Annotated in this window: 15 protein-coding genes; all 15 read right to left on the minus strand. The window is 39.6% G+C overall.

Going from position 1 to position 14,807, the window contains the following annotated elements; genetic code table 11:
- Nucleotides 1–3 precede the first annotated feature (3 nt).
- The 15 genes from lacC to MLOOGBEN_RS08405 all read right to left on the minus strand — a co-directional run bounded on the left by lacC (nt 4) and on the right by MLOOGBEN_RS08405 (nt 14,780).
- Entirely contained in the window at nt 4–930 is a 927-nt protein-coding gene (gene lacC / locus MLOOGBEN_RS08335) for a tagatose-6-phosphate kinase (RefSeq protein ID WP_179157791.1), read from the minus strand.
- Nucleotides 927–2,093 carry an N-acetylglucosamine-6-phosphate deacetylase gene (gene nagA, locus MLOOGBEN_RS08340; RefSeq protein WP_179157792.1) on the minus strand — a complete coding sequence of 389 codons (1,167 nt, stop codon included), beginning with the start codon at nt 2,091–2,093 and terminating at the stop codon, nt 927–929. The genes lacC and nagA overlap by 4 nt, the downstream gene beginning before the upstream one ends.
- Before the next feature lie 10 nt (nt 2,094–2,103).
- Nucleotides 2,104–3,270 carry an SIS domain-containing protein gene (locus MLOOGBEN_RS08345; RefSeq protein WP_179157793.1) on the minus strand — a complete coding sequence of 389 codons (1,167 nt, stop codon included), beginning with the start codon at nt 3,268–3,270 and terminating at the stop codon, nt 2,104–2,106.
- A gap of 14 nt (nt 3,271–3,284) precedes the next feature.
- Entirely contained in the window at nt 3,285–4,154 is an 870-nt protein-coding gene (locus MLOOGBEN_RS08350) for an ROK family protein (protein WP_179157794.1), read from the minus strand.
- A 243-nt stretch (nt 4,155–4,397) separates the two neighbouring features.
- Nucleotides 4,398–5,129 (minus strand): GntR family transcriptional regulator, encoded by a 732-nt coding sequence (locus MLOOGBEN_RS08355; protein ID WP_179157795.1) that lies wholly within the window; start codon nt 5,127–5,129, stop codon nt 4,398–4,400.
- 386 nt (nt 5,130–5,515) lie between these two features.
- Nucleotides 5,516–5,941: an L-fucose mutarotase gene (fucU, locus tag MLOOGBEN_RS08360; RefSeq protein WP_179157796.1), complete on the minus strand. Its 426-nt coding sequence runs from the start codon at nt 5,939–5,941 to the stop codon at nt 5,516–5,518.
- Nucleotides 5,934–6,842, minus strand: a complete 909-nt coding sequence (locus MLOOGBEN_RS08365) for a fumarylacetoacetate hydrolase family protein (protein WP_179157797.1) — start codon at nt 6,840–6,842, stop codon at nt 5,934–5,936. The genes fucU and MLOOGBEN_RS08365 overlap by 8 nt, the downstream gene beginning before the upstream one ends.
- A 14-nt stretch (nt 6,843–6,856) precedes the next feature.
- Entirely contained in the window at nt 6,857–7,630 is a 774-nt protein-coding gene (locus MLOOGBEN_RS08370) for an SDR family NAD(P)-dependent oxidoreductase (protein ID WP_179157798.1), read from the minus strand.
- On the minus strand, nt 7,627–8,442 hold the full coding sequence (locus MLOOGBEN_RS08375) for an SDR family NAD(P)-dependent oxidoreductase (protein WP_179157799.1): 816 nt from the start codon (nt 8,440–8,442) through the stop codon (nt 7,627–7,629). The genes MLOOGBEN_RS08370 and MLOOGBEN_RS08375 overlap by 4 nt, the downstream gene beginning before the upstream one ends.
- Nucleotides 8,443–8,461: 19 nt before the next feature.
- Nucleotides 8,462–9,622, minus strand: coding sequence for a UxaA family hydrolase (locus MLOOGBEN_RS08380; RefSeq protein WP_179157800.1), 1,161 nt, complete (start codon nt 9,620–9,622; stop codon nt 8,462–8,464).
- On the minus strand, nt 9,622–9,948 hold the full coding sequence (locus tag MLOOGBEN_RS08385) for a UxaA family hydrolase (RefSeq protein WP_179157801.1): 327 nt from the start codon (nt 9,946–9,948) through the stop codon (nt 9,622–9,624). The genes MLOOGBEN_RS08380 and MLOOGBEN_RS08385 overlap by 1 nt, the downstream gene beginning before the upstream one ends.
- Nucleotides 9,941–10,792: an amidohydrolase family protein gene (locus MLOOGBEN_RS08390; RefSeq protein ID WP_179157895.1), complete on the minus strand. Its 852-nt coding sequence runs from the start codon at nt 10,790–10,792 to the stop codon at nt 9,941–9,943. Before MLOOGBEN_RS08390 ends, MLOOGBEN_RS08385 begins: the two co-directional genes overlap by 8 nt.
- 130 nt (nt 10,793–10,922) lie before the next feature.
- A complete protein-coding gene (locus MLOOGBEN_RS08395; protein WP_179157802.1) occupies nt 10,923–11,501 on the minus strand; it encodes a YesL family protein in 579 nt (192 codons plus the stop codon).
- Between the two features lie 120 nt (nt 11,502–11,621).
- Complete coding sequence (locus tag MLOOGBEN_RS08400) at nt 11,622–12,797, minus strand: Gfo/Idh/MocA family protein (protein WP_179157803.1); 1,176 nt, start codon at nt 12,795–12,797, stop codon at nt 11,622–11,624.
- A gap of 21 nt (nt 12,798–12,818) precedes the next feature.
- Complete coding sequence (locus MLOOGBEN_RS08405; protein ID WP_179157804.1) at nt 12,819–14,780, minus strand: hypothetical protein; 1,962 nt, start codon at nt 14,778–14,780, stop codon at nt 12,819–12,821.
- Nucleotides 14,781–14,807 lie beyond the last annotated feature (27 nt).

Below are 14,807 nucleotides of genomic sequence, written 5' to 3' on the forward strand. Positions count from 1 at the left end.
CTATCAATCTATTTTTACCAAATCAAAATACTGTCCGAATTTTGCCATGTTAATGTATCCCGTAGCGTCATCCATGGTATTGAGCATCCCCGTGGTCATAGCCGTTTTCAACACAGTTTCTACCGATTGGTTTTGATTCAGTGCCACAGCTAACCCAGCAACCACAGAATCTCCGGAACCAACCGGATTCACTACGTCTATTTTTGGGAGGGTTACCCGGTAATCATCTGCACCATGCCTTACAAAGGCCCCTTCCCCGCCCATCGAAACAACAATCCATTCAATCCCTTTAAACCATTCATGATCTAAAGCTCGTTTTAAACTGCTTACCCTGCTATCTACTTCCACGCCAAGCAGCTGAGACAATTCCGTCAGATTCGGCTTAATTGCCAATGGTTTTACTTTATGTAACAAGGCTGCTTTTAACGGTTCTCCTGATGAATCCAATACAACTGGAATTTGCCTCCGATGGCAAATCGCTAACATTTGCTGGTAAAAATCCACTGGCAGACCCTTAGGTAAACTTCCTGAAATGGTTACCAAAGAAACTTTTGCCAATAGCTCTTCAAATTTCCCTAAAAAAGCTATCCCTTCTTCATTCGTTAAGGTTGGTCCAGATTCTAATATTTCCGTTTGCCTGCCTTGATGAAGAATAGCAATGCAATTTCTCGACTCTTTTTCGATTCTCAAAAAGTCATTCAGAATGTGACTTTTATTTAATTCCTGAACGATGTAATCACCGATCGTTCCGCCAATTACACCGGTTGCAAGGACTTTTTCTTCCATTTGTGCAATCACCCGGGCAACATTTAAACCTTTTCCGCCAGCTGTTTTCCGAACATTTTCCACACGGTTTACCGCATCTAACTTGAAATTATCTATCGGATAGGCAATATCAACGGATGGATTCATCGTGACAGCTAAAATCATTGCACTCCCTCTTTCTGTAAATGGTAACGACAACCACCATCAAGGTAAGTCGCAAGTAAATCCAGTTCAGGATTCAATACAATAAAGTCAGCAGCGTACCCCTTTGCAATTTTCCCGCATTCCACATCCAGCCCAATACTCTTAGCAGGAGCCGTACTCGCCATATAGATTGCTTCTTCTGGTGTCGCAATCCCCCAATCGACGACATTTTTGACAGCATCTTTCAGCTGCAATATACTGCCTGCTAAACTGCCGCCTTCAATCCGGGCCGCGCCTGTTTTCACCTCGACAGGGAATTCTCCGAGTTGATAGTTCCCTTCCGGCATACCTCCAGCCATCATACAATCTGTCACCAAAACGGTTTGATCTCTGCCGCGGGCATTCATTAAAATGTTAGCGGCACTAGGATGAACATGATGTCCGTCACAAATGATTTCGGCAAAAACATCTTTTAAATTCATCGCTGCCCCGACCATCCCCGGCTCCCGATGATGCATCGGACTCATTCCATTGAAGGTATGAACAAAAATCGAAGCTCCTTTTTCAACCGCCTGCTTTGCTTCTTCGTAAGTGGCGTCACTGTGGGCTAATGCCACTGCAATCTCTTCTTGCACTGCATATTCAATAAATTCCGCTGCTCCTTTTCGTTCAGGGGCAATGGCAATTTTTTTGATAAAATCATTGGATAATTTCTGCCAGACTTTCAAAAGATCCACGGATGGGTCACAAAAGTATTTCGTGTTTTGGGCCCCTTTATGCTTTTCTGTAAAAAATGGTCCTTCTAAAAAAATCCCTTTAATTTTTGCACCTTGCACTTTCTTATAATTGGCACCAATCATTTCAACTACATTATTCAAGGACTCTGACGAAGAAGTTAAGGTTGTCGGCAAAAACGAAGTAACCCCGCAGGATAGAAGACCTTCAGAAATCTGATTCAATCCTTCAAAATCATTATCCATAATGTCATGATTTCTAAAGCCATGAATATGTGTATCTACTAAACCAGGAGCGATCCAATGCCCTGCGTAATCAATAATTTCTTCCGCTTCCACTGGTCTGTTTCCAGAAAAGTCACCGAATTTCCCATCTCTTATTTCCAAAAATCCAGGACCTTCAACCTTTCCATCAAGGAAAAACTTATCTGCAAAGATAAACTTGGACATGCTTCTTCCCCTATTTAAATTCATAGATGGTTACGCCTTTAACAACACGGTTCACCGTTCCTGTCGGTGAAGGTGTATCTGGTGTGTTGCCTACTTTTACCGAAGCAAGCAAGGAAACTGTCTGACCAATCATGACAAAAGGCAAGGCTAAGTAAGCATCCGGCACGAAGTTGGCCTCGCTGCCAAATCCAAACCTGTTCCCATCATAATTGGTATTGCCATCAACCTGGATTGAACAAATAATGCTGGCAGTGTTATCTTGCTGCATTTCTTTTAACATATCTAAATCGTATTGACGTGTATAAGGTTGGTTGGAAACAAACACAAAAACTAATGATTTTTCGTTCACAAAGGATTTAGGACCATGCCGGAATCCTAACGGTGAATCAAAGGCTGTGACAACTTTACCTGCAGTCAGCTCTAATATTTTTAACTGTGCTTCTCTCGCTAACCCTTCTAAACTTCCAGATCCCAAGTAAATAATTCGATCAAAATCATGATTGATCATCGCTTGAATCACGTCTTCCCTATCGATCACACTTTCACCCATTTGTTGAATCGTTTTTACAATCGTCGATTTTTCTTCAATGGATAAAGAATCAAAAACAAGTAAAGCCGTTAGCGACATGCACGTATAACTTCCCGTCATCGCAAATCCTTGATCATTGGATTTTTCAGGCATTAATAGCAATAAATTATTTTCATCCCCTGCTGCCCGCTTGGCTAATTGACCCTCTTTCGCACAAGTAATTGTTACCTGATATAAATCAGTTACAATTTGCTCCGCTAATTGTACAGCTGCAACACTTTCCGGACTGTTACCGCTTCTCGCAAATGAAACGAGTACGGTTGGAAAATCTGCTTTTAAAAATTGATAGGGATTGGATACTAAAGTGGTTGTAGGAATACTTAACAATTCCCACTGTTTTTCATCAACTTTTTCTTTAAGGTATGGTGTGACGGTATCACCAACATAGGCAGACGTTCCAGCACCTGTAAAAATAACTCGAACCCGGCCGTGTTTGGTTGATACTTTCAGTAAAAACTCTTCAATCTCGCTGCTTTTCTTCAAATACAAAGAAAAGGCTTCTGCCCATAAATCAGGCTGCTGTTTTATTTCTGCTGTTGTGATCGATGCACCCAATGGCACTAATTTTTCTTGACTTAATGTAAACATCCGACCATTCCTCCTTAGATTTCTTCAAACGCGCGCAATCCCGCACCAACAACGCCATTATTTTGCGCCAATGTACTAATGCTCATTTGCTCTAACAGATGCTGTTGTTCAGGAAGTTGATAGATTTTTAGTTTTTCTTTGATTAATTCAAGCATGAAAGGGTTATTTACAATGACACTGCCGCCGAAAACCATTTTATGCGGATCGATTAAACTAGAAATGGAATAGAGCCCTTGGGCTAAATGACCTGTTACTTCATTGATAATGGACAGAAATTCCTGTGAACCGTTTAAATATCCAGTAAAGACATCCTTGGTTGGAATCCCGGCTATTTTCTCGATTCCTGGGCCGGCAGCGAGTATTTCTAACCTTTCATTGCCTTCCTTCGAAAGAACCGGAATCAGCCCCAATTCCCCAGCAAAACCAGCTCCTCTAAAAAAGGATCCATGATGGATGATCGAACAGGCGATTCCTGTACTGATTGTCACGTAGACAAAGGTCTCATTGGTTTTTCCCTTGGCCGTCTTCCACTCAGCAAAAGCCGCCATACAAACATCATTGTCAATGGTGATGGTCTTGGCACCAAATTGTTCCTGTAACCGGGCGGCAATCGGAAACTGCTGCCAAGGCAAATTGTTTTGATAAACGGCGATGCCGTTTTCTCGGTCGACTTTCCCAGGTACCCCGACACCGATACCTTCAATCTCCGAAATTGATGCCCCTTCAAGAACTTGTTCCACCGCTATTACTACTTGTGTAAACATGTTTTCACGGTCAGAAGGATCACTTTTTACTTCGGTACGGTGAAGCAATTCTCCCGATTCCGTTATGATTCCCACTGCAATCTTTGTTCCGCCGATATCAATACCGATGGACTTTTTCATCTCTCTTCACCTCAATAAAAAAAATATCCAAAATAATCAGAAGTTCACCTATTGGTGGGTTGTTGGTACAAGTTAGGTTTTAGAAAAACTCATAGACAATAGACTATGAGTTTTTCTAAATTCTTTCAGAATCGTAATAAGAGCATATCTAATTTTTTCAAAACGAAACTTTCAATCTTAAATATAATATTACATCATTTGACTTGTTGGGTCAACCCAACATAAGGAATAAGTGATCCTCGATTATGTTAATTCTGTATAAAAGCGGCACCGGTCGCCTCGGACAACGGATATACAAAATTCAACAGGCATACCGTTCGCATCAAAGGCCGTTCGTTCCAGCAGCAGTGCCGGACGGCCTTCTTCTGTTTGAAGATATTCACTTTCGTCAGCACGAATGAGAACGGGTTCAAATGCCTCTTTTGCTTTCGTCACTACCGTATTAAATTGTTGTGCAAAGAGATCATATAAAGATATCTCGCCCACCTTTTTAAGCTGCTCCTTATTGGAAACTACATGTTTCGGAATGAACGATGATTCCAAAATATACGGTTCATTATTGGCACATCTAAGTCGTTTCATTTCAATCACATGCTCATTTTCTCCAAGCTGGAGTGCTTCTCTGATTTTGGCATTCGGTTTGACTTCTTCTATTTTTAGAATGATATCCTTAGGATTCAATCCTTTTTCTTTTAGGACTTTGCTAAAACTATAGAATCCCATCAATGACTGCTGCAATTTCGGTTTTGCCACAAAGGTACCCTTTCCTTGGATACGGTAAAGGATTCCGACCTGTACGAGCTCCTCAATTGCCTTTTTTGCCGTGTTGCGGCTTACGCCAAATTGGTCCATTAACTGATTTTCCGACGGGATTTTATCACCAGGTACCCAATGCCCTTTTTCAACCGAACTCTTCAATCTCTCCATTAATTGGTGATATAACGGGATTAAACTTTCATGCTGCAACGGTTCCATTATTCAATCGTGCCTCCAAACCATACTAACATTCATTTATTAAGCTAAATTATATCACCAACACTTGTGTAGTCAACCCAACAACTATTTTCCTGCACAGTAGAATATAGGAATGAACTCATCTAATCAAAACGAATTTTAACAAAATACCTTCTACCACTTGATAAGTAGCTTTTATCTGTCAATGAAAACCAACACCAAGAATCATTTCGATGTCTGCTGAGTTGCTTGGACCCTATTACTTTCATTTTCTTTGCTACCTTAAACCGAAACTAATCACAGCTTTTGATTTATCAAAAAAACCCCAATCCATATTATTTGGATTGGGGCCTTTTTATTCTCTCGGACTCCATAATTTTTTATGGTCAATTCTATCACACTCTCAACTAAAGCACGCCTTTTTTCAAAATAATGTTCGCATACAGAGCTCGTTCACTCGTAGCAATAATGGCATAGGCCGACTTACTTCGTTCATAAAAATCCATTCTTTCAAGCTTTTCAATTTGGACATAAAAATCGCTCTTTTTGTTTAGGATTTCTTCGTAATCCTTCCAAATTGCTGGATTTTTTTCATCGCCTTCAACTGTATCCATCAGCACTACCGGAAATGGAACGTATGTATCGAGTGGAAAAAGTTCTAATATGGCGTTCAAGAACGCTTCAACTCGATGTCCATGACCATTAATCAAACGGCTGGAATGACTTGCAACCGGAAAATTTCCGTCTGCAAGTACAATTTCATCCCCGTGCCCCATCTCCATCAAAACTTTTATCAGTTCTGGTGAAATAATGGGGGGAATTCCTTTAAGCATAGGTCAATGCCTTTTCTTCCACAAATTTATTCGTTAGCTTTCCTAACTTTTCAATTTCAACCGTGATCACATCGCCTGGCTGAATATAGACACGTTGATCAGCAGGGAGACCAAATACGACTCCCTCAGGTGTACCCGTTAAAATAAGATCACCAGGAACAAGCGTCATGTGCTGAGAAATATAGCTGACAATCTCTGCGCATGAAAAGATCATGTCAGAAGTGTTGGAGTCTTGTCTTAATTCATCATTAACATATGTTTTCAGACTAAGGTTGTTTGGATCTCCTACTTCATCCGCTGTCACCAGGTAAGGGCCCGCCGGACTAAAATCGTCACAGGTTTTACCAAGTAGCCATTGATGGGTTCTCATTTGAAGATCTCTTGCTGATAAATCATTCACAGTACAATAACCAAACACATGAGAAAGTGCCTCTTCTTTCGAAACATTTTTTGTCTTTTCACCGATTACGATTCCTAATTCCACCTCATAGTCTAGTTCATTTGTTACAGCTGGAATGGCAATTTCACTATGATGACCAGTTAACGTATTATCAAACTTATTAAACAAAATCGGCACTTCTGGATAGGGTGCGTTTGTTTCATCCGCATGTTTTCGATAATTTAAACCGACACAAATAATTTTATGCGGACGTGTAACACATGGACCCCATTCAAGATCTTCCTCATTTAATACAACCGCATTGCCATTTGACACTGCCTCATTAACTTTTTTCTCTAATTCTTGTAATTGTGATGGTTGGAATTGAATGACCTGCATGACATCAGTGATTACTTCAGCCCACTCCGCTTTCTTTGCCGTTTCTTCGATATCGATTAATTGATTGCCCAATTTCACTGCTAATCTTTCATTTTCATTTTTTATAAAAGTAGCTAATTTCATTTACCATTCATCTCCTATGCATTTTTTCCAAAAACAACGCCGCCATCAATATAAAGAGGTGATCCCATCATGAACGAAGACTCATCGGAAGCAAGAAAGAGTGCTGCTTTTGCAACGTCTTCCGGTCTTCCTAATTCACCGCTTAATTGCCTTTTCTTAATCCCTGCGATTGCTGCTTCAGGATCATCGTAGGAAGTTCTTAAATAATTCTCAACAAAAGGCGTTAATATGGTTCCCGGTAACAAGGCGTTCACACGAATATTATATGGAGCATAGTCCACTTGCATCGCTTTGGTCAGTGCAAGAACCGCCCCTTTCGTTGCCGAATAGGCAGCCCGCTTTGCCAGTCCCATTTCCGCTGCGCATGATGACATATTAATAACGACTCCAGACTTTTGCTCCATCATATAAGGGAGTGTGTATTTAGAAGGCAGATAAACTCCCTTCACATTCACATTCATAATCCGGTCCCAATCATCCGGCTCTACTTCATCCACTCTTCCGACATTACTAATCCCTGCATTGTTGAATAAAATATCTATTCTTTTATATGTCTCCATAATCTGCTGGATCGCAGACTCAACCGCTTCGGGGGTTGTTACATCTACTTCGAAAAATGCAGCTTTTCCGCCCTGTTTTTCTATTTCAGTTACCGTTGCTTGCCCATTTTCACGATGAATATCTGTGATGTTGACAAATGCTCCTTCCCTTGCGAATAATTGAGCCGTTGCCTTGCCAATTCCGCTGCCACCGCCAGTAATAACCGCTATTTTATCAAGTAATCTCATACTGTTACCTCCATATCATGATCCATATGATCTTCAGGCTGCGCAGCTTTAACCGTTAATCCGCCATCAACCATTAATAGATGCCCATTTATTTGCATGGCTTCTTCTGATGCTAAAAAAACTACAGCATCGCCAATTTGTTTTTCTGTCCCTAGTCTCTTCATTGGATTGGCTTCAATTTCTTTTGCAAGAATTTGCGGATCGTCGAGATATTCTTCGCACATATCCGTTGCAACCGTGCTTGGACCGACAGCGTTAACATTAATATTGTATTTCCCTAATTCAATCGCAAGTGCTTTTGTTAAATGTCCTGCTGCTGCCTTTGATGATATATAGTGAGGAATCACTGGGCTCGTGACAAGAACACTCGCTGTTGATGTAATATTAATGATTTTCCCATATTTGTTTTTGATCATATTAGTAGCTACTCTCTGTGTTGTTAAAAAAATAGATTTCACGTTCGTCTGATACGTTTCATCCCATGTTTTTTCTGAAAGACTTAAAAAGGGTTCAAATGGTGCAATCCCTGCATTGTTCACCAGAATATCCACAGTTCCTAGCTCTTTTTCCACTTCGTCAATCATTTGATCGACTTCATCTTTAATCCCAACATTTGCTTTCACAACCATCGCTTTAATAGAAAACTGCTCTTCTATTCTATCTTTTAAAACGTTTGCTTTTTCTAATGAACGAGGGGAAGTATAGTTGATTGCGACATTCGCGCCTTCCTCCGCTAATCTTTTGACAATGGCTGCTCCTATCCCGCGGCTTCCACCTGTAACAAGAGCTGTTCTACTCTTTAATTTACTCATATTTTAATTTCTCCTTTAATTATAGGCTGATACTGATTCGACTTATACTGAACTCTTGGTGACCTAGAATTTCAGCTTTTGTAAGTTCTCCCTGCGCTGTTTTAATCACTGTTTCAAGAATACGGTTTCCAGCATCTTCAATGGTTTCTTTGCCTTTCATAACAGGACTGGTATCAACATCCATGTTGTCTTCCATGTTTCGGGCCGTGATTTCATTCCCTGTTATTTTGATGACAGGGATAATTGGATTTCCTGTTGGAGTCCCTCTTCCTGTTGTAAAACAGACCATATGGACACCCGCAGCCGCCATACCTGAAACGCACTCGATATCATTGCCTGGAGAATCCATAAAGTAATATCCATTACCAGGTATTTCCTCAGCAAATGGTAATACATCTTGTAATGGGCTTGTACCTGCTTTACTTATACAGCCAAGTGATTTTTCTTCAATCGTGGACAATCCTCCCTCAATATTACCCGGGCTAGGGTTGCCCCCTCGCATGTCTGCGCCAATACGTTCGACTTCTTTTTCAAATTTGTCAACATAGGCATAGACCTTATTAGCTACTTCTTCATTAATGGCAGATTCAGCCACAAGGTGTTCAGCTCCGATAATCTCAGTTGTTTCTCCCATTACAATCGTGCCACCCTGATTAATAAGCATGTCTGATGTTTTTCCTAATGCAGGATTGCTGCATAATCCAGAAGTAGCATCAGATCCGCCACATTTCACGCCAAGGATTAGTTCTGAAAGTGAGATATCTACTTGAGGGATATTTTCAATTTCCTTGTACAATTGCTTAGCCAAATCAGATCCCTTTTGAATCGCTTTAACGGAACCCCCTGCATCCTGAATATCAATCCATGCAACTGGTTTTCCTGTTTCTTCTATTTCCTTTTTAAGTTCACGTGCATCAATGACTTCACAACCTAAGCTTACTAACAGAACTGCACCTACATTTGGATTTTTCCCCATTCCAACAAGCAGTTTATGTGTACGCTCTTTGTCATCGCCAATTTGGCTGCAGCCATGCTGATGTGGGATAGCAACTGAATCAGGTACGCTTTGTTGGATTCTATTTGATACATGGTTAGCACAAACAACCGTAGGAATGATTAATAAATGATTTCGTATCCCCATTTTACCGTTTGGACGACGATAACCTTTTATCATATTCATTATTTTTGCTCCCCTTTCGCCTTATCGCCTCTGCCTCGTATTCCTTCAATATTATGAACATGTACATGTTCACCAGGAGTAATCTCAATACTTGCGGCACCAATCACTTGACCGTACTTAACGATATGTTCAGTTGGCTGGATCGATTTAATAGCTATTTTATGTCCAAATGGAATGGCTTGTTTTGCTGTTACTTCTTCCTTTTGCCCATTAAGCACATATTGTACGATTTCTCCAGACTCTATGTTCTGCAAAAGGGTGGCAACATTATCAATCTCTGACATTACAATACTTGTTAATTCTTGCTCTTGTGCTAAATTACCCATTTATTGCACACCTTTCCTTTAACTTATAAAATGATTTTGCATTTTCAGAAAAAATTTGTTCTCTTTCTGAAGCGCTTACTAAATTTGGTAAGTTTTCGAATACAACCCGTACTGCTTCTTCATAGCTTCCACCTGATAAACAAACCGGCCAATCACTGCCAAAAAGAATACGTGACGAACCAAATGATTGAACAACATGCTGAATGTAAGGTTTAAAATCGGCTGCCTCCCAAGAATCTGCCAGCGTCATAAAGCCGGACAATTTACACCAAACATGAGGAAATTTAGCCAGCTTGTTCATTTCTTCTTTCCACTTATGCAATCCCACTTTAGAAATATCTGGTTTAGCGATATGATCAATGACTACACGCAGGTTTGGAAGCAACTCTAGTAATGCTTCAATTGAGGGAATATGTCTATCGGTAATTAATAAATCAAGAGGCAGGTCATTTCGAATAAGCAGCCTCAAATTCTCGATTACCTGATCCTGTAAAATCCAGTCATCTTGATTGATATCCTGTAACATCGGGCGTAAACCTACAATACCTTGCTGTTGCATTAATACATCTAGCTGTTCCGGGAAGGTTGAAGAGGATAAATCTAACCAGCCAACAACACCGTATATCCATTCATAGTGTTCGTATAACGATAAAAGATAATCGGTCTCCTCAGATGTAGGTGCTGCTTGAACAAGGACTGTTCCTGAGATTGAGAATTTTTCTAAAGAAGGTATTAAATCTTCTGGAAGAAAGTCTTGATAAAGAATACCCATATCTTTGGTAAGCCAGTCGTAATCTCCTCGCTCCAGCTTCCAAAAGTGTTGGTGAGAATCAATGATTGTGATACCGCTCCCCCCTAATTGTTAAATTAGTGTTATCGATAACATAAAATTAACAAAATAATTACTAATTGTCAATAAATTTAGTTAATAACTAGATTCATAGAAAAAGACAGATGGGCTCCCATCTGTCTTTTTATGAAGGCGTATTATTTAACCTATTTTCCGATTCATTCTGTGGCATTAAGTGTTTAAACTTTAAATCAGCAAACCAGTATATCAGATAAGCAGAAACACTGAAAAAGAAAAAGAATATTAAAAAGGAAAAGCGTAATGATAGAATAGTCCATGCACTAATAATAATCATACAAAAAATCGATAAATGAATTTTGTATAAACCTACTTTAAGACTATTAAGACACAAGTGCTTAAAGGATGTGATCATATTAACCATCAGTGGATATATACTAAAAAAAGATAGAACAAATAAAAAGCTGACTAATAGGATTACTGCATGAATAAATCCTTTGTAAGGGATAGTCATCTCCTGTAAAAATAAAATATCAACCATTAAAAGTAATCCAATTATCGTGTATAAAATCCCGACTAAATAACTTTGCTTCCAATTTTCAACAAACATTTCCTTATACTGAGTAAAAACTTCTGCTTCTTTCGTTATTCTCCACTTTCTTACAACCCCAAAAAGAGCTGCAATGGCAGGGAAAATGGTAATAATAGGAATGCAGCTTAGAATAAATAGGATGTTTAAATACATAAAGTTATACATCCACAAGCATATACGATACAAGCGGCTATCTAAACTAAAAATTTCCTCCACCTCATAACATAGATAACTTAATTAAATATTCTTATTATTGTACCATAAAATAGTATGTTACAGCTGAGATACTACTTCATCTTTAATGGTATTTTTATGTCTTCCCTGATTGACTTGGACAACTTTTCCTCCAGAGCGAATCGATTCTGTTGCCGCACATCCGACAGCTACACTCATCCGGCCAGCAAATGACGTTGTTAATGGCTGCTTATCAAATAAAACTAAATTAACAAAGTCCTCACAGATACGCGGGTCTGCTCCGCCATGTGTACCAGGCATTTTCTTCATTTCATAGACAATATCACTCATTTCATGCCAGGAACCGGATTTTCTTGTTTTCACATAGACTTTATCGTTTACATCATCATTTTCAATCCGGCCTTTTGTACCGATGATGGTATAATTTCGAGAATAGTCTGGTGTAAAGTGACATTGCATATAGGATGCTTTAATACCGCCTTCTAACTCCATAATGATCATGCTATTATCCTCAACATCAATTTCTTCTCTAAATGCACATTGAGTCAGCCTTTCTAAACTAGCATCTGGACAGGTATCTTTTAATTCACAATCCGGACAATGTAAATCATTCGGTTTGTCTCCCCCATAATAATCCAGACTGCCGAAAGCGGACACCTTTGCGGCATAACTGCCTGTCAGCCAATGAATGACATCGATATCATGGGATGCCTTTTGAAGCAGCAAGGATGTAGTATTGGCTGCGGTTCCATGCCAATCGTGGTAATAAAAATATCCGCCAAGCCCAACAAAATGTCTGACCCATACCGCTTTTATATCACCAATGACACCTGAATCGATGATTTCTTTCATCGTTTGATACATGCTCATATAGCGCATATTAAAACCTATCATAAAATGCTTTCCGGATTTTTTTGCCTCATCCAGAATTCTATCGCATGCCTCGGGTGTAATGGCTAATGGTTTTTCACAATAAACATGTTTTCCTGCTCGAAGTGCTGCTGTGGCATGTTCTTCATGCAGATAATCAGGGGTTAAAATCGCAACCGCATCGATATCCCCTCTTGCAAGCAATTCTTTATAATCTGTTGTAACAAAAGCTTCATGATTAATTTCCTTTTTAAATTTCTCAAGTGCTTTCAGGGACACATCTGCCGCACCAACAACAACGGAATTTCCTGTTGGATTGTGCCAGTATTCCACAATCGTACTCCTGCCGCCTGTACCGATTACACCAATTCTTACCTGTGTCATAATTCTACTCCCCCAATTTCTTTAACGTCCATGATCAAAGACTCTATCTTCTTTTATATTCTCAGCCGGCATTTTCGAATAGGATAATGTTGGGATGTAAGACACTCCAAAAATATTTGCTTCGAATAGTACATTTTTACATGCTGTTAATTCAAATGTTTGTTGTTTCATTTCTTCCTTTTCCTCTTCGCCAAGAACTGTTTTGGCATATTGTGTGTTTATCTCAGGACAATACCAATTAATTTTATTATTAGTAAAGATCAGTTGATCGACACTATTTGCAACAAGAACGGATTCGTGTTCCATATAGAAAGTGTTTTCTTCAATTCGTATATTTCGATGAATGGCTTGATCAAAAGGTGGGTATTGGTACCCTTTTGTAACGGGATCAATCCGAATGGCGGCATTCCGCCAATTTGCATTTCCTACTTTCGTTACAAAAAATGTATTCGACCGGATGGTAACATCACGAACAGGCCCAGATTCATACCAGTCTTGAGAATCGTTGGATATAAAAATTGCATCCATTGCCATATGCTTAAAAATATTGTATTCAATCATTACCTTCTTACGTGTTGTACATAATACTCCTCTTGTCGATACCGTCTCAAAAAGATTGTTCTTTATATGAACCGTTGGTATGTATGTTACGTTTTCAGCTACGACCATCCCTTCTCCATTGATTTGTTGTAAAATTTCATTTGGAATGGATTGGTCAAAAGTAACAATCATCGATTGAAGGTCATTCCCTTCTTCCCCTGGATGTTTAACGGCCGTTACGGTGTAACATTTTTCATCACCATCAGCAGAAGTTAATGTATCCCGACGATAAAAGACAACTTGATTTCCAACATAGTATTGAGGGAAGCCTCCCTGCTGAGAATGAACGTAACGAAGCCTTACTGTCCGGTCGTCTATTTTATCCTCAACACGCGTAAAGGTACCATGAATATTGATTGGATCATCGTGTGAGTGATTGAATGTACATCCTTCGATGTGAATGTGGCCGCTGGCACCGGAAACATGGATTAGATCAGCGTAGCTTGACGTATATCTGCCAGTTTCCTCCCTTGTTTTGAAGGTACAATCAAAATAGGAAACATTATGGGACATTTGGGTTAACCAGCCAAATGCATGCATATAGTGAACGTTAACCTTCTCAATGACCGTATCTGTACTTTCCCAAATAAAGGCACCCGCCGTTTCTCTTCTAGGGGTTGAACAAAATTCAAAAACAAGATCTTTTTGATGAATAATCGGACGATTCTCTCCATAGAAAATTCGTACGGTTGTATCGTTAAGGAGGATGATTTTTGTTCTTTTTTCTGAAAAGGGTCCTGAATCAAGCGAGTATCGTCTCGTCATATTGCTATCAGGGTGGTAGCCTACGACAGTCCATGCACCTTTATGATTTTTGTCCGTCCAATAATATTGGCCGCTTGTAGGATCAACCTCACTATACCAAGTGACATTTCTAGCATTCTCATCTACCGAAAAGGAAAAACAATCGGGAATAGTGAAGTCAGTATACTGCTCACCATTCCATTCACCCGTAGCACTTACGGTCATTTCGATTGTAGTCGGAACGGCAAAGTCCCATGAAAAATTATGCAGATAAACATCTTTTGATCGGACGATTGCTAGTGCCATACAGTCGCCATGGATCATAAAGAGTGAACCGTTGCCATTAAGGATTACTTGTTCTTGATCCTCAAGCAATAAGGCAATGTGTTTTACAGGAAATCGAATACTATCGGTATTCGATGTATGGTACTCTCTTTTCTGGGAAGTACCTTTCTGTAGTTGATAGGTTCCAGTTGGAAAGTCGATTACCACTTGACCTTGCATGGTTTTCGCATATTCAAATGCTTGCCAAATTGCTTCTGTACTATCAATTTGACCAGATGGATCCGCTCCAAAATAGGTGACATCGATTTTTTGTTTGCATTCTTTTATTAAATTTCCAATGAGCTTTTGTCGCATATTTGTCACACCATTCTATCTTCTTGT

Origin of the sequence: Bacillus sp. EB106-08-02-XG196, from assembly GCF_013396335.1 — a bacterium.
GTDB lineage: Bacteria > Bacillota > Bacilli > Bacillales > Cytobacillaceae > Neobacillus.

Bases quoted from the DNA above. Each gene is read 5' to 3' on its own strand.
- MLOOGBEN_RS08345 (WP_179157793.1), bottom strand. From the start codon at position 3,270: ATGTTTACATTAAGTCAAGAAAAATTAGTGCCATTGGGTGCATCGATC.
- MLOOGBEN_RS08365 (WP_179157797.1), bottom strand. From the start codon at position 6,842: ATGAAATTAGCTACTTTTATAAAAAATGAAAATGAAAGATTAGCAGTG.
- lacC (WP_179157791.1), bottom strand. From the start codon at position 930: ATGATTTTAGCTGTCACGATGAATCCATCCGTTGATATTGCCTATCCG.
- MLOOGBEN_RS08400 (WP_179157803.1), bottom strand. From the start codon at position 12,797: ATGACACAGGTAAGAATTGGTGTAATCGGTACAGGCGGCAGGAGTACG.
- MLOOGBEN_RS08385 (WP_179157801.1), bottom strand. From the start codon at position 9,948: ATGGGTAATTTAGCACAAGAGCAAGAATTAACAAGTATTGTAATGTCA.
- MLOOGBEN_RS08395 (WP_179157802.1), bottom strand. From the start codon at position 11,501: ATGTATTTAAACATCCTATTTATTCTAAGCTGCATTCCTATTATTACC.
- MLOOGBEN_RS08350 (WP_179157794.1), bottom strand. From the start codon at position 4,154: ATGAAAAAGTCCATCGGTATTGATATCGGCGGAACAAAGATTGCAGTG.
- MLOOGBEN_RS08380 (WP_179157800.1), bottom strand. From the start codon at position 9,622: ATGAATATGATAAAAGGTTATCGTCGTCCAAACGGTAAAATGGGGATA.
- fucU (WP_179157796.1), bottom strand. From the start codon at position 5,941: ATGCTTAAAGGAATTCCCCCCATTATTTCACCAGAACTGATAAAAGTT.
- MLOOGBEN_RS08355 (WP_179157795.1), bottom strand. From the start codon at position 5,129: ATGGAACCGTTGCAGCATGAAAGTTTAATCCCGTTATATCACCAATTA.
- MLOOGBEN_RS08405 (WP_179157804.1), bottom strand. From the start codon at position 14,780: ATGCGACAAAAGCTCATTGGAAATTTAATAAAAGAATGCAAACAAAAA.
- MLOOGBEN_RS08375 (WP_179157799.1), bottom strand. From the start codon at position 8,442: ATGAGTAAATTAAAGAGTAGAACAGCTCTTGTTACAGGTGGAAGCCGC.
- MLOOGBEN_RS08370 (WP_179157798.1), bottom strand. From the start codon at position 7,630: ATGAGATTACTTGATAAAATAGCGGTTATTACTGGCGGTGGCAGCGGA.
- nagA (WP_179157792.1), bottom strand. From the start codon at position 2,093: ATGTCCAAGTTTATCTTTGCAGATAAGTTTTTCCTTGATGGAAAGGTT.